18 protein-coding genes and 1 other RNA gene are annotated in these 19251 nt (G+C 57.8%); 10 read left to right on the forward strand and 9 right to left on the reverse strand.

All coding sequences use genetic code 11. The features are described from left to right. Positions 1 to 96: 96 nt before the first annotated feature. A non-coding RNA gene (gene ssrS, locus HF679_RS22480) (6S RNA) lies at positions 97 to 280 on the reverse strand. Between the two features lie 41 nt (positions 281 to 321). Next, the gene (gene zapA, locus HF679_RS22485) at positions 322 to 651 is read right to left on the reverse strand and encodes a cell division protein ZapA (RefSeq protein ID WP_041147162.1); all 330 of its coding nucleotides are present in this window, start codon (positions 649 to 651) and stop codon (positions 322 to 324) included. Between the two features lie 165 nt (positions 652 to 816). Here zapA and HF679_RS22490 point away from each other — a divergent pair, with 165 nt between their 5' ends. The 8 genes from HF679_RS22490 (at position 817) to HF679_RS22525 (ending at position 10857) form a co-directional block, all read left to right on the forward strand. Then, positions 817 to 1395 carry a YecA family protein gene (locus HF679_RS22490; protein WP_123756935.1) on the forward strand — a complete coding sequence of 193 codons (579 nt, stop codon included), beginning with the start codon at positions 817 to 819 and terminating at the stop codon, positions 1393 to 1395. A gap of 23 nt (positions 1396 to 1418) precedes the next feature. Continuing rightward, positions 1419 to 2735, forward strand: coding sequence for a Xaa-Pro aminopeptidase (pepP, locus tag HF679_RS22495; RefSeq protein WP_123756545.1), 1317 nt, complete (start codon positions 1419 to 1421; stop codon positions 2733 to 2735). Further along, a complete protein-coding gene (gene ubiH / locus HF679_RS22500; RefSeq protein WP_187042383.1) occupies positions 2732 to 3910 on the forward strand; it encodes a 2-octaprenyl-6-methoxyphenyl hydroxylase in 1179 nt (392 codons plus the stop codon). Before pepP ends, ubiH begins: the two co-directional genes overlap by 4 nt. A gap of 10 nt (positions 3911 to 3920) precedes the next feature. Beyond that, complete coding sequence (gene ubiI / locus HF679_RS22505; RefSeq protein ID WP_123756547.1) at positions 3921 to 5123, forward strand: FAD-dependent 2-octaprenylphenol hydroxylase; 1203 nt, start codon at positions 3921 to 3923, stop codon at positions 5121 to 5123. Positions 5124 to 5557: 434 nt separating this feature from the next. Then, complete coding sequence (gene gcvT / locus HF679_RS22510) at positions 5558 to 6652, forward strand: glycine cleavage system aminomethyltransferase GcvT (RefSeq protein WP_154144032.1); 1095 nt, start codon at positions 5558 to 5560, stop codon at positions 6650 to 6652. Between the two features lie 24 nt (positions 6653 to 6676). Continuing rightward, complete coding sequence (gene gcvH, locus HF679_RS22515) at positions 6677 to 7066, forward strand: glycine cleavage system protein GcvH (RefSeq protein ID WP_123756549.1); 390 nt, start codon at positions 6677 to 6679, stop codon at positions 7064 to 7066. A gap of 113 nt (positions 7067 to 7179) precedes the next feature. Continuing rightward, on the forward strand, positions 7180 to 10053 hold the full coding sequence (gcvP, locus tag HF679_RS22520; RefSeq protein WP_123756550.1) for an aminomethyl-transferring glycine dehydrogenase: 2874 nt from the start codon (positions 7180 to 7182) through the stop codon (positions 10051 to 10053). A 60-nt stretch (positions 10054 to 10113) separates the two neighbouring features. Further along, entirely contained in the window at positions 10114 to 10857 is a 744-nt protein-coding gene (locus tag HF679_RS22525) for an SDR family oxidoreductase (protein WP_123756551.1), read from the forward strand. A gap of 47 nt (positions 10858 to 10904) precedes the next feature. Here HF679_RS22525 and HF679_RS22530 read toward each other — a convergent pair whose 3' ends face one another. From HF679_RS22530 to HF679_RS22555, 6 genes are all read right to left on the reverse strand, one after another. Next, a complete protein-coding gene (locus HF679_RS22530) occupies positions 10905 to 11405 on the reverse strand; it encodes a protein disulfide oxidoreductase (protein ID WP_123756552.1) in 501 nt (166 codons plus the stop codon). After that, positions 11395 to 12006, reverse strand: a complete 612-nt coding sequence (locus tag HF679_RS22535; RefSeq protein WP_187042384.1) for a DsbA family protein — start codon at positions 12004 to 12006, stop codon at positions 11395 to 11397. The genes HF679_RS22530 and HF679_RS22535 overlap by 11 nt, the downstream gene beginning before the upstream one ends. A gap of 2 nt (positions 12007 to 12008) precedes the next feature. Further along, a complete protein-coding gene (locus tag HF679_RS22540) occupies positions 12009 to 14018 on the reverse strand; it encodes a protein-disulfide reductase DsbD family protein (protein ID WP_154144030.1) in 2010 nt (669 codons plus the stop codon). Positions 14019 to 14066: 48 nt separating this feature from the next. Continuing rightward, entirely contained in the window at positions 14067 to 14426 is a 360-nt protein-coding gene (locus tag HF679_RS22545; RefSeq protein WP_123756555.1) for a copper resistance protein, read from the reverse strand. A gap of 134 nt (positions 14427 to 14560) precedes the next feature. Then, positions 14561 to 15994: a 6-phospho-beta-glucosidase gene (locus tag HF679_RS22550; RefSeq protein ID WP_154144029.1), complete on the reverse strand. Its 1434-nt coding sequence runs from the start codon at positions 15992 to 15994 to the stop codon at positions 14561 to 14563. A gap of 119 nt (positions 15995 to 16113) precedes the next feature. Beyond that, the gene (locus tag HF679_RS22555; RefSeq protein WP_123756557.1) at positions 16114 to 16842 is read right to left on the reverse strand and encodes a MurR/RpiR family transcriptional regulator; all 729 of its coding nucleotides are present in this window, start codon (positions 16840 to 16842) and stop codon (positions 16114 to 16116) included. A gap of 49 nt (positions 16843 to 16891) precedes the next feature. On the opposite strand from HF679_RS22555, the gene yqfB reads away from it, so the two are divergent. Together yqfB and trhA are read left to right on the forward strand one after the other, a co-directional pair. Next, positions 16892 to 17203, forward strand: coding sequence for a N(4)-acetylcytidine aminohydrolase (gene yqfB, locus HF679_RS22560; protein ID WP_123756558.1), 312 nt, complete (start codon positions 16892 to 16894; stop codon positions 17201 to 17203). A gap of 162 nt (positions 17204 to 17365) precedes the next feature. Further along, positions 17366 to 18025, forward strand: coding sequence for a PAQR family membrane homeostasis protein TrhA (trhA, locus tag HF679_RS22565; protein ID WP_123756936.1), 660 nt, complete (start codon positions 17366 to 17368; stop codon positions 18023 to 18025). Between the two features lie 68 nt (positions 18026 to 18093). On the opposite strand, the gene ygfZ is transcribed toward trhA, so the two are convergent. Next, entirely contained in the window at positions 18094 to 19077 is a 984-nt protein-coding gene (ygfZ, locus tag HF679_RS22570) for a tRNA-modifying protein YgfZ (protein WP_154144028.1), read from the reverse strand. Positions 19078 to 19251 lie beyond the last annotated feature (174 nt).

Genomic DNA, 19251 nt, shown 5'->3' on the forward strand with positions numbered 1-19251 from the left:
TATGCGCGAATGGCCAGGGATGCGTGTTGGCGTAGTGTAATACACAAGGTGATAAAAACCGAAAATGACGCAAAGAGGGGGTCGAACAGAAAGAAGGGAATCTCCGAGATGCCGCCGCAGGCTGTAACCCTTGAACCCTTGGTTCAAGGTGAATGCGTCGTCACAGTTTTAAGGCTTCTCGGACGGACCGAGCATGCTCACCAACCGTGGAGCGCCACATTCTTGTGGTATGAAATATCGGCTCAGGGGACTGGCCCGCTTGCAAACATCTCAGAGAAATTTTGTTCTGGTACTTACTCTAACACAGTTAATTGCAAAGTGTTATTCAAACTTCGGCCCGGTTCTTTCGCTTATGCGACCTTGCTCAAGCAACGCTTGTTCGATGGTCTGCTGAAGCATCCGAATACGCTGTTCCATACTGGAAGCGTAATCGCGGGTTTTCGCTTTTTCCTGAGTCAACTCATAGCTGATGTTCAACGCGGCGATGAAGACCAGCTGCTCAGTATTTGTGACTCTAGTGCGTTCTTTTAAATCTTGCAACCGCTGATTCAGGTCATCAGCTGCCTGACTCAAAGCATCCCTTTGTTCAGGCGGGCAATTCACACGAAGTGAACGGCCAAAAATTTGGAGATCGACGGGTTGTGCAGACATGCCACCTTCCTGCTGATTGACTGCGCGGCCTTCACGCCCGTACCGGGCCTGCGAAGGGGCGACACTATAGCTACCCTGGTGCGAAGGTACAAGCCCCATTCTGGTTCACCAGGGTCCAAAGTGGTAGCATACCATGAATATTCCTCCCAATGATGACGAATGCGCATGTCTATACAGAACGAAATGCCTGGCTACCGCGCGGTAGACCAGTTACTGAACCAACAGGGTGTGGGCTTAACCCCTGCCGAAATGCACGGTTTGATCAGTGGGATCCTGTGCGGCGGCAATAAAGACAGCAGCTGGCAGCCGCTGGTGCATGACCTGACCAACGAAGGCCTCGCCTTTGGTCACGAACTTGCCGAGTCCCTGCGTAGCATGCACTCCCAGACCAGCGACTCTCTGGAAGATGACGGTTTCTTATTCCAGCTCTATCTGCCGGACGGCGATGACGTGAGCGTGTTTGAACGCGCGGATGCGCTGGCAGGCTGGGTTAACCACTTCCTGCTGGGCCTTGGCGTGACTCAGCCAAAACTGGATAAAGTCAAAGACGAAGCCGGGGAAGCCATCGACGATCTGCGCAATATTGCGCAACTCGGTTACGACGAAGACGAAGATCAGGAAGAGCTGGAAATGTCGTTGGAAGAGATTATCGAGTACGTGCGCGTCGCCGCGCTGCTGTGCCACGAAACCTTCTTGCGCCAGCAGCCAACCGCACCGGAAGTTCGCAAGCCAACATTACACTAACAATAATTTGTTGAGGGGGCGTCATGACACAGCAGGAATTTCTTTCTCGTCGCCAGGCACTGTTGGCGCAGATGCAGCCAGGCAGCGCGGCGCTGATTTTTGCCGCACCGGAAGCGGTACGTAGCGCAGATTCAGAATATCCCTACCGGCAGAACAGCGATTTTTGGTACTTCACGGGATTTAATGAGCCGGAAGCCCTGCTGGTGTTGATTAAAAGCGACGACACCCACAACCATAGCGTGCTGTTTAACCGCGTCCGCGATTTAACCGCCGAGATCTGGTTCGGTCGCCGTCTTGGGCAGGATGCGGCACCGGCGAAGCTGGGTGTCGATCGCGCCCTCGCATTTAGCGAAATTAATCAGCAGTTGTTCCAGCTGCTCAACGGCCTTGACGCTATCTACTTTGCGCAGGGCGAGTATGACTACGCGGACAAAATCGTCTTCAACGCGCTCGATAAACTGCGCAAAGGCTCGCGCCAGAATCTGCAGGCGCCAGGCTCGGTGGTTGACTGGCGGCCGATGGTGCATGAAATGCGCCTGTTTAAATCAGCACAAGAGCTGGAAGTCATGCGTCGTGCCGGCGAGATTTCCGCGCTGGCCCACACCCGCGCGATGCAGCACTGCCGCCCGGGGATGTTTGAATACCAGCTGGAAGGGGAAATTCTGCATGAATTTACCCGCCACGGCGCACGTTTCCCGTCCTATAACACCATCGTTGGCGGTGGAGAAAACGGCTGTATTCTTCACTACACCGAAAACGAATCCGAACTGCGCGATGGCGATCTGGTCCTGATTGACGCCGGCTGCGAGTATCGCGGCTATGCCGGAGACATCACCCGTACGTTCCCGGTGAACGGCAAATTCAGCCCGGCACAGCGCGAGATTTACGATATCGTCCTCGAATCGCTCGACACGGCGCTGACGCTTTTCCGTCCCGGCACCTCGATTCAACAGGTGAACCAGCAGGTGGTGCGCATCATGATTAGCGGTCTGGTGCGCCTCGGTATCCTGAAAGGCGAAGTGGACGAGCTGATTGCGAACAATGCTCATCGACCTTACTTCATGCATGGCCTGAGCCACTGGCTGGGGCTGGATGTCCATGATGTGGGCTTCTACGATGTTGAACGCTCGCGTCTTCTGGAGCCGGGAATGGTGCTGACCGTTGAACCGGGTCTCTACATTGCCGTCGATGCCGATGTTCCGCCGCAGTATCGCGGGATTGGCGTGCGCATTGAAGACGATATCGTGATCACCGCAGACGGTAACGAAAACCTGACCGCAGGCGTGGTGAAAAACGCCGACGATATCGAGGCGCTGATGGCGGCGGCCCGGCAGTCATGAGCGTACTGATCGTTGGCGGCGGGATGACCGGCGCGACGCTGGCGCTGGCAATTTCTCGCCTGACCAGAGGGGCGCTAGCGGTTCATCTGGTGGAGGCCGCACAGCCGGAATCGTCGCAACACCCTGGCTTTGACGCCCGCGCTATTGCGCTGGCGGCTGGCACCTGTCAGCAGCTGGCACGAGTGGGTATCTGGCAGGGAATAGCCGATTGCGCGACGCCGATTCAGCGAGTCCACGTCAGCGATCGTGGGCATGCGGGCTTTGTCACACTCGATGCGCAGGATTACAACCTGGCCGCGCTGGGGCAGGTCGTCGAGCTCCACGATATTGGCCAGCGCCTTTTTGCGCAACTGCGTGAGGCGCCGGGTATCACTCTGCACTGTCCGGCGAAAGTCGAAGACGTCAGCCGATGGGAGGATGGCGTCAGTATCACGCTGGACAGCGGTCAGACGATTAGCGGTCAACTGCTGGTGGCCGCCGACGGCTCGCGCTCCACGCTGGGCGCCCGCTGCGGCATGAGCTGGCAGCAACAGCCCTATGAACAACTGGCGGTGATCGCCAACGTCAGTACCGCCTTGCCCCATGAAGGGCGGGCTTTTGAACGCTTTACCGAGCATGGCCCGCTGGCGATGCTCCCCATGTCGCAGGGCCGCTGTTCACTGGTATGGTGTCACCCGCAATCGCAGCGTGAAGCGGTGCTGAGCTGGTCCGACGCGGAGTTTTGCGAACGGCTGCAGCAGGCATTCGGCTGGCGGTTGGGACGCATCACCCATGCCGGAACGCGTAGCGTTTATCCGCTGGCGCTGACCACCGCGACGCGCCCGGTTGCGCATCGTCTGGCGCTGGTCGGCAACGCGGCGCAGACCCTGCATCCCATCGCCGGTCAGGGTTTTAACCTGGGCCTGCGGGATGTTATGAGTCTGGCGGAACTGCTGGCGCAGGCCAGTGCGAACGGCCAGGATCCCGGTGACTATTCGCTATTGTGCGATTATCAGGCGCGGCGGGCGGATGACAAAGCCGCCACTATCGGCGTGACCGATGGGCTGGTGCATCTGTTTGCTAATCGTTGGGCGCCGCTGGTGGCGGGGCGCAACGCGGGTCTGATGGCCATGGAATTATTTACTCCGGCGCGTGATGCGCTGGCGCAGCGTACCCTCGGTTGGGTTCCCCGTTAAGGAGTTAAACGTGCAAAGTGTTGATGTTGCCATTGTTGGCGGAGGCATGGTGGGGTTAGCGGTCGCCTGTGGTTTACAGGGGAGCGGGCTGCGGGTTGCGGTGCTGGAACAATCTGAGCCACAGCCGTTGAGCGCCGATGCGCCGCCGGCGCTGCGGGTTTCGGCCATTAACGCCGCCAGCGAAAAACTGCTCAGCAAGCTGGATGTCTGGCCGGCAATCCTTGCCCAGCGCGCCAGCTGTTACCATGGCATGGAAGTGTGGGATAAAGACAGCTTTGGCCGTATTTGCTTCGACGATCGCAGCATGGGCTTTAGCCATCTGGGTCATATTATTGAAAACGCCATTGTCCATCACGCCTTGTGGCAGAAAGCCCAGCGCTGCGCTGATGTGACGCTGCTGGCACCGGCGCAGTTGCAACAGGTGGCGTGGGGCGAAAACGAGGCCTTCCTGAGTCTGCAGGACGGGACGATGCTGACAGCCCGACTGGTAGTGGGGGCCGATGGTGCAAACTCGTGGTTGCGCAACAAGGCGGACATCCCGCTGACCTTCTGGGACTATCGCCATCATGCGCTGGTGGCCACGATCCGCACCGAAGATCCCCATCAGGCAATTGCCCGTCAGGCGTTCCACGGTGACGGCATTCTGGCCTTTCTGCCGTTAAGCGACCCGCACCTGTGCTCCATCGTCTGGTCGCTGTCGCCGCAGGAAGCGCAACGAATGCAGCAGGCGGATGAGGCGGCCTTTAATCAGGCGCTGAATATCGCTTTCGATAATCGGCTGGGACTGTGCCACGTGGAAAGCGAGCGTCAGGTATTCCCGCTGACCGGTCGCTACGCTCGGCAGTTTGCCGCCCATCGTCTCGCGCTGGTTGGCGACGCCGCCCATACCATCCATCCGCTGGCCGGGCAGGGGGTTAACCTGGGCTTTATGGATGCCGCAGAGCTTATCGATGAACTCAGACGCCTGCATGCGCAGGGCAAAGATATTGGTCAGCATCTGTATCTGCGCCGCTATGAGCGCAGCCGCAAACACAGCGCCGCGATGATGCTGGCGGGGATGCAGGGCTTTCGTGAAATGTTCTCCGGCAGCAACCCGGCGAAGAAACTGCTGCGCGATATCGGCCTCAAGCTGGCGGATACCTTGCCGGGCGTCAAACCGCAACTTATTCGTCAGGCGATGGGCCTGAACGATCTCCCCAGCTGGTTACGTTAAGCCCGTCACACTTCTCTTTCCCGGCCCTCGCGCCGGGTTTTCCCTTCTCATTTGAAATAAACTAATCTCACCCATTTTTTCGCATTAGTTTTATTAATGCCTGTCGTTTTTTGTCACGGAAAATAGGCCCGGTTTTTCGCATAAAATACCATCATGCTCGGCGTTATTGCTCAGTTATGTTAATTTTATGTGGCATAAATCGCTTTTTTCCAGTCGATAACTCTGTAGTCTTTCTGGCGGATTTTGGTCATAAGCTAATGTGATGTCCTGATTTAGCTTATGGTTTAGCGCCGGGTTCGGTGGTAAGTTCAGGCAAAAGAGAACGTTTGCGTCGGCGTCTGATAACGGCACCGGCGGTCGATTTTATCGTGTGAAATCGCCCGGACAATCTCGCTCAACTCGTAGCTGCTTGCGTTTTACTCGATGAGGAAAAGATGGCTCAACAGACTCCGTTGTATGAACAACACACGCTGTGCGGCGCTCGCATGGTGGACTTCCATGGCTGGATGATGCCGCTGCATTACGGTTCCCAGATTGATGAGCACCACGCGGTGCGCAGCGATGCCGGAATGTTCGATGTATCTCACATGACCATCGTCGACTTCCACGGCAGCCGCATTCGGGAGTTCTTGCGCTATTTGCTGGCGAACGATGTGGCGAAGCTCACGGTCCCCGGCAAAGCGCTCTATAGCGGCATGCTTACCGCCTCCGCCGGCGTCATCGATGACCTGATTGTCTATTTCCTCTCTGAAGATTATTTCCGCCTCGTTGTTAACTCCGCCACCCGTGAAAAAGACCTCGCCTGGATCACCCAGCAGGCTGAGCCGTATGGCCTTGAAATGACCGTTCGCGACGATCTTTCACTGATTGCCGTACAGGGACCGCAGGCGAAAGAGAAAGCAGCGACCCTGCTCACCGAGGCGCAGCGCCAGGCCGTTGCCGGGATGAAACCCTTCTTTGGCGTGCAGGCCGGCGATCTGTTTATTGCAACCACCGGTTACACCGGTGAAGCCGGGTACGAAATTGCGCTGCCAAATGAACAGGCGGCCGATTTCTGGCGTGGCCTGCTCGACGCTGGCGTGAAGCCTTGCGGCCTGGGCGCGCGCGATACCTTACGTCTGGAAGCCGGGATGAACCTGTATGGTCAGGAGATGGACGAAAGCATCTCTCCGCTGGCCGCCAACATGGGCTGGACCATTGCCTGGGAACCGGCTGACCGTGCGTTCATCGGCCGTGAAGCGCTGGAGCTGCAGCGTGAAAAAGGTACCGAGCAGCTGGTGGGCCTGGTGATGACCGAGAAAGGCGTACTGCGCGGTGGACTGCCGGTGCGCTTTAGCGATGCCGAGGGCAATCAGAAAGAAGGTATTATTACCAGTGGCACCTTCTCCCCGACGCTGGGCTACAGTATCGCGCTGGCGCGCGTACCGGCCGGTATCGGCGAAACGGCCATCGTGCAGATTCGCAACCGCGAAATGCCGGTCAAGGTCACTAAACCTGTTTTTGTACGCAACGGCAAAGCCGTAGTGTGATTCCCCCTTTTTGGAGAGCAATTGATGAGCAACGTACCAGCAGAACTGAAATACAGTAAAGAACACGAATGGCTGCGCAAAGAAGCTGACGGCACCTACACCGTTGGGATCACCGAACATGCTCAGGAACTGCTTGGCGATATGGTCTTCGTTGACCTGCCGGACGTCGGCGCGACCGTTGAAGCGGGCGACGACTGTGCGGTTGCCGAGTCGGTAAAAGCGGCATCTGATATTTACGCCCCGGTGAGCGGCGAGATTGTGGCAGTTAACGAAGAGCTGAATGACTCTCCGGAGCTGGTGAACAGCGACCCGTACGCTGACGGCTGGATCTTTAAAATCAAGGCCAGTGATGAAGCGCAGGTTGCGGCGTTGCTGGATGCGGCGGCTTACGCTGCGCTGCTGGAAAACGAATAACCGCGTTGCCCCTTTCACGCCGCGGCGCCAGGCGCCGACGGCGTGAATGATTTTGCCTGTTCAGATAAGTAAAGACACATACGATTCACTGCACGTTTCAGGAACCATCGCTCATGACTCAGACTTTAGGTCAGCTTGAAAACCGCGGCGCCTTTATTGAACGTCACATCGGCCCGGATGCTCAGCAACAGCAAGAGATGCTGAAAACCGTCGGCGCCGACTCGCTTAACGCCCTGATTGGCCAGATTGTGCCGCAGGATATTCAGCTGGCGACACCACCTCAGGTGGGTGACGCAACCACCGAATTTGCCGCGCTGGCGGAACTGAAGGCGGTAGCCGGTCGTAACAAGCGCTTCAAGTCTTACATCGGCATGGGTTACACCGCCGTGCAGCTGCCGCCGGTTATTCAGCGCAATATGCTGGAAAACCCGGGTTGGTACACCGCCTATACGCCGTATCAGCCGGAAGTCTCCCAGGGTCGTCTGGAGTCGCTGCTGAATTTCCAGCAGGTGACCCTCGATCTGACCGGTCTGGATATTGCCTCTGCATCCCTGCTCGATGAAGCTACCGCCGGGGCAGAAGCGATGGCGATGGCCAAACGCGTCAGCAAACTGAAAAATGCTAACCGCTTCTTCGTGGCCGCGGATATTCACCCGCAGACCCTCGACGTGGTCCGCACCCGTGCTGAAACCTTCGGTTTTGACGTCATCGTTGATGATGCTGAAAAAGCCCTCGACCATCAGGACGTGTTTGGCGTACTGCTGCAGCAGGTTGGCACCACCGGTGAAATTCACGACTACAGCAAACTTATCGCCGAGCTGAAAGCACGCAAAGTCGTGGTCAGCGTCGCGGCAGACTTTATGACGCTGGTTCTGCTGACCGCTCCGGGCAAGCAGGGTGCCGACATCGTCTTCGGTTCCGCTCAGCGTTTCGGCGTACCGATGGGCTACGGCGGCCCGCACGCGGCCTTCTTCGCCGCGAAAGATGAATTCAAACGCTCTATGCCTGGCCGTATCATCGGCGTATCGAAAGATGCCGCGGGCAATACCGCGCTGCGTATGGCGATGCAGACTCGCGAGCAGCATATCCGCCGCGAGAAAGCGAACTCCAATATCTGTACTTCCCAGGTCCTGCTGGCCAACATCGCCAGCCTGTACGCGGTGTTCCACGGGCCAGCGGGTCTGAAGCGTATCGCCAGCCGCATCCATCGCCTGACGGATATCCTCGCCGACGGGCTGCAGAAAAAAGGGCTGAAGCTGCGTCATGCGCACTACTTCGACACCCTGTGCGTAGAAGTGGCCGACAAAGCCGCAGTGCTGGCACGTGCTGAAGCGCTGGAAATTAACCTGCGCAGCGATATTCACAACGCGGTCGGCATCACTCTCGACGAAGCGACCACCCGCGAAGATGTTGTGAACCTGTTCCGCGCTATTATCGGCGACAATCACGGTCTGGATATCGACACGCTGGATAAAGACGTGGCGCTCGACAGCCGTTCTATCCAGGAAAGCATGCTGCGTGATGATGCGATCCTGACGCATCCGGTGTTCAATCGCTACCATAGCGAAACCGAGATGATGCGCTACATGCACTCGCTGGAGCGTAAAGATCTGGCGCTGAATCAGGCGATGATCCCGCTGGGTTCCTGCACCATGAAGCTTAACGCTGCGGCAGAAATGATCCCGATCACCTGGCCGGAGTTCGCCGAGCTACACCCGTTCTGCCCGGCAGAACAGGCGGAAGGTTATCATCAGATGATCGCCCAGCTCTCCGACTGGCTGGTTAAACTGACCGGTTACGACGCCGTCTGCATGCAGCCGAACTCCGGCGCACAGGGCGAGTACGCGGGCCTGCTGGCGATTCGCCACTACCACGAGAGCCGCAATGAAGGCCATCGTGATATCTGCCTGATCCCAAGCTCTGCGCACGGCACCAACCCGGCATCGGCACAGATGGCCGGCATGCAGGTGGTGGTGGTGGCCTGTGATAAAAATGGCAACATTGACCTGGCGGATCTGCGCCTGAAGGCGGAGCAGGCGGGTGAGAATCTCTCCTGCATCATGGTCACCTACCCGTCCACTCACGGCGTGTACGAAGAGACTATCCGCGAAGTGTGCGAAATCGTGCATCAGTTCGGCGGCCAGGTTTATCTCGACGGCGCCAACATGAATGCTCAGGTGGGCATCACCTCGCCGGGCTTTATCGGCGCGGACGTGTCGCACCTTAACCTGCATAAAACCTTCTGCATTCCGCACGGCGGCGGCGGCCCGGGTATGGGACCGATTGGCGTCAAAGCGCACCTGGCACCGTTTGTTCCGGGCCACAGCGTGGTGCAAATCGAAGGCATGCTGACCCGTCAGGGCGCGGTATCTGCCGCACCGTTCGGCAGCGCATCTATTCTGCCAATCAGCTGGATGTACATCCGCATGATGGGCGCAGAAGGGCTGAAGCAGGCGAGCCAGGTGGCTATCCTCAACGCCAACTACATCGCGACCCGTCTGAAAGAGGCGTTCCCGGTGCTCTATACCGGTCGCGACGGCCGTGTGGCGCACGAATGTATTCTTGATATTCGTCCGCTGAAAGAAGAGACCGGCATCAGCGAGCTGGATATCGCCAAGCGTCTGATCGACTTTGGCTTCCATGCGCCGACCATGTCCTTCCCGGTCGCCGGAACCCTGATGGTTGAGCCGACCGAATCGGAAAGCAAAGTCGAGCTGGACCGCTTCATCGACGCGATGCTGGCGATTCGTGGTGAAATCGACCGCGTGAAAGCGGGCGAATGGCCGCTGGAAGATAACCCGCTGGTGAACGCGCCGCATACTCAGGGCGAGCTGGTGGCTGAATGGCCGCACCCGTATACCCGTGAGCTGGCGGTATTCCCGGCTGGTCTGGATAACAAATACTGGCCGACGGTGAAACGTCTGGACGATGTCTACGGTGACCGCAACCTGTTCTGCTCCTGCGTCCCGATGAGCGAATACCAGTAATTAGCTGACTGGACTATCTTTTAAAGGCGCTTCGGCGCCTTTATTTTTTGGGAGAGTCATATGGCTTTAGCACTGATTACCGGCGCCAGCCGGGGCATTGGCAGGGCAACCGCGCTGCTGCTGGCGCAGGAAGGTTATACCGTGGTGGTCAATTACCACCGCAATATCAATGCCGCGATGGCGGTAGTGAATGAGATTGTCATTCTGGGCGGCAAGGCCGTGGCGCTACCCGCAGATATCAGCGATGAAGCCCAGGTCATGGCGATGTTCGACAGTATCGATAAGCTGGATGAACCGTTGACCGCTCTGGTCAACAACGCGGGGATCCTGTTTACCCAGAGCACCATTGAAAACCTGACCGCCGAGCGGATTAACCAGGTGCTGAGCACCAATGTCACCGGCTATTTCCTCTGTTGTCGCGAGGCGGTGAAGCGGATGTCATTCAGGCATGACGGTAAAGGCGGGGCGATCGTCAACGTCTCGTCGGCGGCATCACGGTTGGGGGCGGCGGGTGAATATGTGGATTATGCCGCGTCGAAAGGCGCCGTGGATACGTTGACCACCGGGCTGGCGCTGGAAGTGGCAGCGCAGGGCATTCGCGTAAACGGCGTACGCCCTGGTTTTATCTATACCGAGATGCACGCCAGCGGCGGTGAGCCGGGGCGGGTGGATCGGGTAAAAGCCGCGCTACCGATGCAACGCGGCGGTCAGCCCGAGGAAGTCGCGCAGGCTATCGCCTGGCTGCTGAGCGACAAGGCCTCCTACGTGACCGGTAGTTTCCTCGAACTGGCCGGTGGCAAATAACCGGCACACCACTTATCACCCCGGCTAAGCGTAGCGCAAGCCGGGGGCTATGACGCCAGCCACAACCGCAGGCGCATTCCCCAACTGCTGGTCCAGCCGGTGGTGACCGACTTCACTTCGCCACCGGAGATAACGATCAGCGTCGGCGTGACCTGAACATCCCACTGCCGGGAAAGCTGGCCCTGGGGATCGTTCACCGTTGGCAGCATTAGCTTTTTCTGCGCCAGCCAGCGCGCCAGAGCGGCATCGTCCCCGGAGCGCAGCGCCACCGACATCACGTTTTCCCCGCGGCTCGCCAGGGCTGAGACCGACGGCGTGGTATAGCGACAGACCCCGCACCAGGTCGCCCAGACGTAGAGCAGCAACGGGCGCTGTTGGCTCATGGCGGCCAGATCGACCGTTTTGCCATCCAGCGTCTGTAATGGCGTGCTGGTAAAGTTCTGCGGCAGCGCGGGCTGGCGCAGATAATCCATCCCGGCGATGAGCGCTGCGGCGAGCAACAGCAGAATCACCAGTTCGCGTAGCCAGCGGCGTAATTTACTGACCATCGGCTTTTGCCAGCTGCGTTCTCACCAGCTCCTCCAGATCGTTATAGGGAATGGCGCCGGCCACCATCTGATCGCCGATGATTGTCGCCGGGGTGCCCTGAATATTCAGCACCTGCGACAAAATCAGGTTCATCTTGAGGGGATCCATGGTCTGGTCATCAATCTTTACGCCGTCGGTTGCCGTTTTCTGGCGGGCGGCAAGAATGCTGGCATCATCGTGATAACCTTTTTTCGCCATCAGACGCTGGTGCAGCGGCCAGAATTTATCCGGCTGCTGGCGCCACGTAGAGAGCGCAGCTTTGGCGGCGTTGACCGAGCTCTGGCCTTTAAACGGCAGCAGCTTCACGATCAACAGAACGTCAGGATTTTCGCGAACGATCTTCTCCAGTTGCGGATCGAACTGCTTGCAGTAGGGGCAGTTGTAATCGGTAAACGAAACGATCGTCAGGCGCGGATTTTTGGCGCCAAGTCGTGGGCTGTCGGGGTCGTTGAACAGCAGCTTTGCCAGCTGGTCGTCGGCGGATGAGTCGGGTTGTTCAGCCGGGGCGGCCAGGCTGAAGGTGGACAGACACAGCAGAAACAGAGCGGTGATGATTCTCATGATTATTGACCTTTCGCATCAGACAGGGTGGCGAGGAGTTCGTCGCGGTTTAACAGCGGGGGCAGCACGTGGCCCTGCGGTAATCCCGGTCCGTAGATTTGATTAAAGGGAACGGCGGCGCTGCCGCGGGTGGTCAGGAAACGGCTGATGGTTTCCGATGGCCGACTCCAGTCGCCGCGCAGGGCGACCACGTCCGGTTCCGACAGGACGCGCTGGACATCGTCACGCAGCAGCACGTTGTATTTATTGGCTTTACAGGTCACGCACCAGTCGGCGGTGACATCGATAAACACCCGCTGATGGTTCGCCAGCGCGTCGATAATCGCCTGCTCGGTGAGGGGCTGCCAGTTAACGCGGTCGCGCCGCGACGCCTGACCATCAGGCTGCATAAACAACGTGAAGGCTCCGGCAACCGCAAGCGCCAGAACGCCGGCCCACAGCGCGGTGCGCCAGCGGTAGCGCCAGAGGATTGCCAGCAGCAACGCCAGCGCCAGCAGCACGACCAGCGCAATAACCGGCATCTGGCCGAGATGCACCGCCAGCAGGCTAATCAGCCACAGCGATGAACCCAGCATCATCAACCCGAGCACCACGCGCAGGACGTTCATCCAGCGTCCTGGTCGCGGCAGGTGTCGGGCGAGTCCCGGCCAGGCGGCGACCAGCAGCCACGGCAGGCTCATGCCTACCCCCATGGCGAAGAAAATCCCCCACAGCAGCGGCAGCGGCGCCACCAGTGCGACCGAGACGGCGGTGCCGAGAAACGGCGCGGTGCAGGGGGTTGCCAGCAGTGTCGCAAATGCTCCCTGCCAGAAATGGCCCATCAGCCCGTGGCCGCCGCGGGTGGCCAGAAAGGTGCTGGTGCCGGAGGAAAGGCGGATCTCAAACAGGCCCAGCAGGCTGGCGCTGAACAGCACCATCACCAGCGCCATCGCGCCAATAAACCACGGGTTCTGAAACTGAATTCCCCAGCCCAGCGCCTGGTTGCCCAGGCGCAGCAGGGTCATCATCAGCGCCAGCGCCAGAAATGAGACCACGATCCCGCAGACCGAGGCCATGAACTGCCGGCGTACCACGCCGCGCTCCTGTCCGCCGCTCTGCACCAGCGACCCGAGCTTCATGGCCAGTACCGGCAGCACGCAGGGCATCACGTTGAGGATCAGGCCGCCCGCCAGCGCCATCAGCAGCACCCACCATAGCGACGGCGCTGCTACCGGGGAGCCCGGGTCAATAGTCAGCGCGCTCTCCTGCGCCAGCCCGTTGTCGGCAAGGACCAGCGACAGGCGCTTGCCGCTCAGGTCGGGCGCCGTCTCACCCCAGCTGTCGGTGACCGGGATCTGCGCGATAAGCGTATCGTCTTTCAGCGAGAACGTCGGTTTGCCAAAGTCGACATCATCCATGCTGTCGATAAACAGCGCGGGCTGCTGCCAGCCGGCGTCGCGCACCGCCGTTACCGTCAGTTTTCCATCGCGATAGGCTGAGGTCAGCCGCGACGTCAGGCCATCCGGTCGCGGCAGCGTACCCAGCGCCCGGGTGAAATCGTAGCCAAAGGAGTCTCCCGGTGAGGCGCTCATCTCCAGTGAGAAGGGGTAGTCGGTGAGAATGCAGACGTTGCTGCAGGTGGATAGCGTCAGCACGCCGCTCAGGGTCTGCGGCAACGGGCCGCGGATCTCCAGCGGAAAGCTGACGCGGTCGTGGTAGCCCTGGGTGGATATGCCCGCGACGTCAAAGCGCTGCGGGGTTGGCCAGTGCCAGGTAACATCCAGCGGCGTATTCCAGACGATGGCGGGCGCAATGCCGCCTTCACCGGGCGATCGCCAGTAGGTTTTCCAGCCTTTTTCCAGTTTCACATCCAGCAGCAGGCGGGCGGTATCGCTGCTTTCGCTCTGGGCGCGCAGCCGGACGCTGGCGTGTTGATTATCGGCGGCGCGTAACCAGCCGCTGTCGGCAGCCTGGCTGACGGGCAGCCATAGCCAAAGCAGGCAGACCAGCAGTCGCCTGAATACCATAAACATAAATTTTCTCCATAAATGATTAATTAACCTGAGTGTTCAGGAAATTGCTCATTCACGGAAAACGCACAATCGCAGATGCACCCGTAGCCGGGGAGGGGAGATAACGCGGGGAGGCCAGAGACGCTCGATGCGGGGCGGGATCGCCGCCAGCAGCGTCAGTAACAGCGCGACTGCCAGCAAGGCGCCTTCGAACAGCACCGGCGGCGACGCCAGCAGAGATTTCGCGCTCAGCTCGCAGGGCGTCACCGGCGCTTCCGCCGTATCTGGTCCCTGTTGGGCCGATTGCGTCACGGCCGCGGCGTTCATGACAAGCGCATGCAGCCCGGCCATACGCTGCGCGGTGCATACCAGCACCACCAGACAGGCAAGGGCTACAAGAAGAATGGCTTTTCGCTGTCGCTTAATCATTATCGCCTCAATAATTCACGAGGCTTATCTTATCGGGCGGGCAGGTTTTAGCAATGTTAAAGCTGTAAAGAAGTGTCTGTAAGACAGGGGATTTTCCTCTCCCCGGATGGGGAGAGGAGGCGTGCGAGGGACAATCAGAGCTTTTCGCCGTTGCTGGCGATGACGTCTTTGTACCAGTTGAAGCTTTTCTTGCGCGAGCGGGACATGTCGCCGGTACCGTCGTCATGCTTGTTGACGTAGATAAAGCCGTAGCGCTTGCTGTACTGCCCGGTGGTGAAGGAGACGCAGTCGATGCAGCCCCACGGGGTGTAGCCCATCAGATCGACGCCGTCATAGGTGACCGCTTTGATCATCTCTTCCACGTGGGCGCGGAGATAGTCGATACGGTAGTCGTCGTTGATGCTGCTGTCTGCTTCGACTTTGTCGTAAGCGCCAAAGCCGTTTTCCACGATAAACAGCGGCTTCTGGTAGCGTTCATACAGTTCGCACAGCGCGTAGCGCAGGCCTACCGGGTCAATCTGCCAGCCCCAGTCGGACGCTTTCACGTGCGGGTTCGGCACGCTGCCTTCAAAGCCAGAGATCGCATCGCCGCTACCGCCTTCCGCTTTTACCGCGTTGGTCATGTAGTAGCTGAAGCCGAGGTAATCGCAGGTGCCTTCGCGGAGGATCTGTTCATCGCCGGCTTCCATCTTGATGTTGAAGCCGCGGCGTTCCCATTCGTTCAGGACGTAGCTCGGGTAGTAACCGCGCAGCTGTACGTCGGTAAAGACGTAGCGTTCACGCATGGATTCCTGAGCGAACATCACGTCTTCAGGTTTACAGGAGAACGGATAGAGCGCCACCATCGCCAGCATGCAGCCAACCTGCATCTGCGGGTTGATGCGCCGCGCCGCCTTCACCGCCAGGGCGCTGGCAACGAACTGGTGATGCAGCACCTGGTACATAGTCTCTTCCGGGTTTTCATGCTCGGTATAGACCACGCCGGAGCAGCAATAGCCGAACAGCGGCGCGCGCCAGTTACGCTGGTTGTTAATCTCGTTAAAGGTCATCCAGTATTTCACTTTGTGCTTATAGCGCTCGAACACCACTTCAGCGAAACGCACAAAGAAATCGACCACTTTACGGTTGGTCCAGCCACCGTACTGCTGCACCAGATGCAGCGGCATTTCAAAGTGGGAGAGGGTGATAACCGGCTCGATGTTGTATTTCAGCAGCTCATCAAACATGTCGTCATAGAACTTCAGCCCTTCTTCGTTGGGCTGGGTTTCATCGCCCAGCGGGAAGATACGGGTCCAGGCGATGGAGGTGCGGAAACATTTGAAGCCCATCTCGGCAAACAGTTTGATGTCTTCTTTATAGCGGCCATGGAAGTCGATGGCTTCGTGGTTCGGGTAGTATTTCCCGGCTTCCACTTCATGGGTGATTTCGCGCGGAACGCCGTGAGCGCCGCCGGTCAGTACGTCACAAATGCTTGGGCCTTTGCCGTCTTTATTCCAGCCGCCTTCCACCTGGTGCGCCGCTACTGCGCCGCCCCACAAAAAGTCTTTCGGTAAAGTGATTTTTTTCATCTTTGCTGATCTCATCAAATAGCATCTGATTTTGAGTCTAACAAAGGGAATATAAATGTCACGATATAACAATTCCCGTGACGTGGAATATGTTACATCGAAAAAACAGGGTGTTATTTTCAGACCAGTTTGCGGGCTAATTTACGTCCGAGGGATTCCAGAATATATATGACCGGAATTTGGGTGGTAATATCGTACACGCCGCCAATGCGGGTTTGCGGCACGTGCCAGGAGAGGTTGAAGTCCGCAAGCTTTGCCAGCCGCGAGTGTTCATGGCTGGTGACCGACATCACCTTGCAGTTGTGCAGGCTGAACTGGCTGGCGAAGCGCAGGATCTCTTCGGTTTCCCCGGAGACGGACAGGACGATCGCCAGCGCGTTACGGGCCATATCGTTGGTTACCGGGAAATAAGGATCGTCGATATGGTTGCTGAATTTTCCGACGTTAGAGAAAAAACGTGCGCCATATTTCGCGAGGGCGCCGGAGGTGCCTGCACCAACAAATATAATACGCTCTGAAGCCAGAATAATATCGACGGCGCGGTCGAGTAAATCATCAAATTCATCATTATTGACGCTTTTAAAAAAGCTCATGATTTCGCTGGCGCCGATATTTGCCTGTTGAGGCTCGTTCTGCTCGAGATATAATTTAAAGCGTACGCGAAACTCCGAGTATCCTTCACACTGCAGTTTGCGGCAAAAGCGCAGGACGGTCGTCGTGGAGACGCCGGAGGCTTCTGCCAGTTCGCGAATGGTCATGTACATCACCTTGTCACGATTTTTGATGACGTAGTGGTAGACCATCATCTCAAGATTATTGAGACTGGCGATCGCAGCGTGGGAGAACATGCTCACAGTAACAACTCACAATTCATAATGACCAGGAGGGAATTATATCATGCAGCCGAATGACATAACTTTTTTTCAACGCTTTCAGGACGACATCCTTGCCGGGCGGAAAACGATCACCATCCGCGATGCTGCCGAATCGCATTTTAAAACCGGGGATGTGCTGCGGGTTGGTCGCTATGAAGATGACGGCTATTTTTGTACGATTCAGGTGGTGGCAACCTCGACGGTTACGCTCGATACGCTGACAGAACGCCACGCGCAGCAGGAGAATATGACGCTGCCGCAGCTGCGCCAGGTGATCGGCGAGATCTACCCTGATGATGACCAGTTTTATGTTATTGAATTTCAAAAACTTTAACAAAACAGCGAACGAGTGTTAGGCGAAAAATTTAATTTAACTTAATGATTTTATTGAGTTTATAAAAATTCATCTTTTTATTTTAGCTAACAGGTGTTCACTGGAATCATTCTCAGTTACCCTAGATGTGCATTGAAAGCGTTCTTGTTTTCGGAGTCAAATATGGTTCGCAAGCCATTAATCACACAGGGTTATTCTTTGGCAGAGGAAATTGCCAACAGTATCAGCCATGGAATCGGGCTGGTGTTCGGTATCGTTGGTCTGGTGCTCCTGCTGGTTCAGGCGATAGACAGCAACGCCAGCGCCACGGCAATTACCAGCTACAGCCTGTATGGCGGCAGCATGATCATGCTGTTCCTCGCGTCCACGCTCTATCACGCGATCCCTCATCAGCGGGCTAAGCAGTGGCTGAAAAAATTCGACCACTGCGCCATCTATCTGCTGATTGCCGGGACCTATACCCCTTTTTTGCTGGTGGGGCTCAATTCGCCGCTCTCACGGGGCCTGATGATCGTCATCTGGAGCCTGGCGCTGCTGGGGATTTTGTTTAAGCTCACCATCGCGCATCGCTTCAAGATCCTCTCGCTGGTGACCTATCTGACGATGGGCTGGCTGTCATTAATCGTGGTGTATCAGCTGGCAATTAAGCTGGCGGCAGGTGGCGTCACGCTACTGGCGGTGGGCGGGGTCGTCTATTCGCTGGGGGTTATCTTCTACGTCTGCAAGCGCATCCCTTATAACCATGCTATCTGGCACGGCTTCGTGCTGGGCGGCAGCGTCTGTCATTTCCTGGCGATCTATTTGTACGTCGGCCAGGTGTAACGAAAACGCCGCGCCATCGGGAGAGCCCCGGCGGCGCGGCGGTTATCGGAACGGCAGGCCTGCGAGCCTTAACTCTCTTCTAACGAGTACGGCAGCGGAACGATGCTTAAGGTGCCGGCATCATCGCGCACGCGGAACACGCTGTCCGGCTCCATATCGTTATTCATCACTACCTGCACCAGCAGATGGCCATCATCCAGCTGAACTGCGGCCAGCACGGTGCCGGTCCGGCGCCAGTTGTCGCCCATCTTCAGCTCAAGATCTTCCCCGGCCTGCGGCACGCGGCTGGCTTTACCCGCCAGATACCACAGCGCACGCTTGTTGGCGCCGCGGAATTTAGCCCGCGCGACCATCTCCTGCCCGGTGTAGCAGCCTTTTTTAAAGCTGATGCCGCCCAGCGCCTGCAGGTTAGTGGCTTGCGGAATGAACTGCGCGCTGTTGGCGCTGTCAATGACCGGCAAGCCCGCTTCGATATTCAACGCCAGCCACTGCTGGCTGTTGTTCAGTTGGGCATCGCTGCGCAGCGCATCGGTGATGCGGGTGGCGGTTGCGACATCGGTCACCAGCAGGAAACGCTCTGCCGGATGCTCAAACCACAGCAGGCTGGTGGCGCCGTCAGTTACCAGCGGTTTGTCGCTGCCGGGCAGTTCGCTAAACAGCGGCGTGAGCGCGGCGCGGGCCTGGAAGCCGGCAACGCCCAGCAGGACGTGTTCATCGTCGGCGGCAATGGCGACTTTGGAGAATACCGCGTATTTTTTCAGTTCGGTCAGCTGCGCGTCGCGCAGGCTGCGGCGTTCGATCCAGGTATAGCCACCCTGGCGATGGAAGATTCGCAGGTTGCTCCACATCTTGCCCTTGGCATCACAGTGCGCGGCAAGCAGGTGCCGATCGTCGGTCAGCGCGCTGACATCGGCGGTAATCTGTCCCTGAAGATACTTCTCGGCATCCTGACCAGTTATCGTCGACAGCGCCCAGTCATCCAGCGTCATCAGCGTTAACGGCAGACGGGCGGAAGCGGAAGGCTGGCGCGGGGGAAAAGGTGTAAAAGCCATAGTCATGTCCTGAATAGCTTAACGCAGAGTGAGTCACTAATGGTAAAAGAGCTATGGTGCAATGCAAGCGCTTTTGGCAGGCGATTTGTGCCTTGATGAGCTAAACGAACTGACAACGAAGGTAGATAAAACCATGGTTAATTTATGGTTTTTTGCGAGTGGCGTTCTCTGTTT

The organism is Enterobacter sp. JUb54 (assembly GCF_014298075.1).
In the GTDB taxonomy this organism is placed as follows: Bacteria; Pseudomonadota; Gammaproteobacteria; order Enterobacterales; family Enterobacteriaceae; genus Klebsiella; species Klebsiella lignicola.

Excerpts from the sequence above, each read along its gene's own strand:
- zapA (WP_041147162.1), bottom strand. The coding sequence starts at position 651 with ATGTCTGCACAACCCGTCGATCTCCAAATTTTTGGCCGTTCACTTCGT.
- HF679_RS22490 (WP_123756935.1), top strand. The coding sequence starts at position 817 with ATGTCTATACAGAACGAAATGCCTGGCTACCGCGCGGTAGACCAGTTA.
- pepP (WP_123756545.1), top strand. The coding sequence starts at position 1,419 with ATGACACAGCAGGAATTTCTTTCTCGTCGCCAGGCACTGTTGGCGCAG.
- ubiH (WP_187042383.1), top strand. The coding sequence starts at position 2,732 with ATGAGCGTACTGATCGTTGGCGGCGGGATGACCGGCGCGACGCTGGCG.
- gcvT (WP_154144032.1), top strand. The coding sequence starts at position 5,558 with ATGGCTCAACAGACTCCGTTGTATGAACAACACACGCTGTGCGGCGCT.
- gcvH (WP_123756549.1), top strand. The coding sequence starts at position 6,677 with ATGAGCAACGTACCAGCAGAACTGAAATACAGTAAAGAACACGAATGG.
- gcvP (WP_123756550.1), top strand. The coding sequence starts at position 7,180 with ATGACTCAGACTTTAGGTCAGCTTGAAAACCGCGGCGCCTTTATTGAA.
- HF679_RS22525 (WP_123756551.1), top strand. The coding sequence starts at position 10,114 with ATGGCTTTAGCACTGATTACCGGCGCCAGCCGGGGCATTGGCAGGGCA.
- HF679_RS22530 (WP_123756552.1), bottom strand. The coding sequence starts at position 11,405 with ATGGTCAGTAAATTACGCCGCTGGCTACGCGAACTGGTGATTCTGCTG.
- HF679_RS22535 (WP_187042384.1), bottom strand. The coding sequence starts at position 12,006 with ATGAGAATCATCACCGCTCTGTTTCTGCTGTGTCTGTCCACCTTCAGC.
- HF679_RS22540 (WP_154144030.1), bottom strand. The coding sequence starts at position 14,018 with ATGTTTATGGTATTCAGGCGACTGCTGGTCTGCCTGCTTTGGCTATGG.
- HF679_RS22545 (WP_123756555.1), bottom strand. The coding sequence starts at position 14,426 with ATGATTAAGCGACAGCGAAAAGCCATTCTTCTTGTAGCCCTTGCCTGT.
- HF679_RS22550 (WP_154144029.1), bottom strand. The coding sequence starts at position 15,994 with ATGAAAAAAATCACTTTACCGAAAGACTTTTTGTGGGGCGGCGCAGTA.
- HF679_RS22555 (WP_123756557.1), bottom strand. The coding sequence starts at position 16,842 with ATGTTCTCCCACGCTGCGATCGCCAGTCTCAATAATCTTGAGATGATG.
- yqfB (WP_123756558.1), top strand. The coding sequence starts at position 16,892 with ATGCAGCCGAATGACATAACTTTTTTTCAACGCTTTCAGGACGACATC.
- trhA (WP_123756936.1), top strand. The coding sequence starts at position 17,366 with ATGGTTCGCAAGCCATTAATCACACAGGGTTATTCTTTGGCAGAGGAA.
- ygfZ (WP_154144028.1), bottom strand. The coding sequence starts at position 19,077 with ATGGCTTTTACACCTTTTCCCCCGCGCCAGCCTTCCGCTTCCGCCCGT.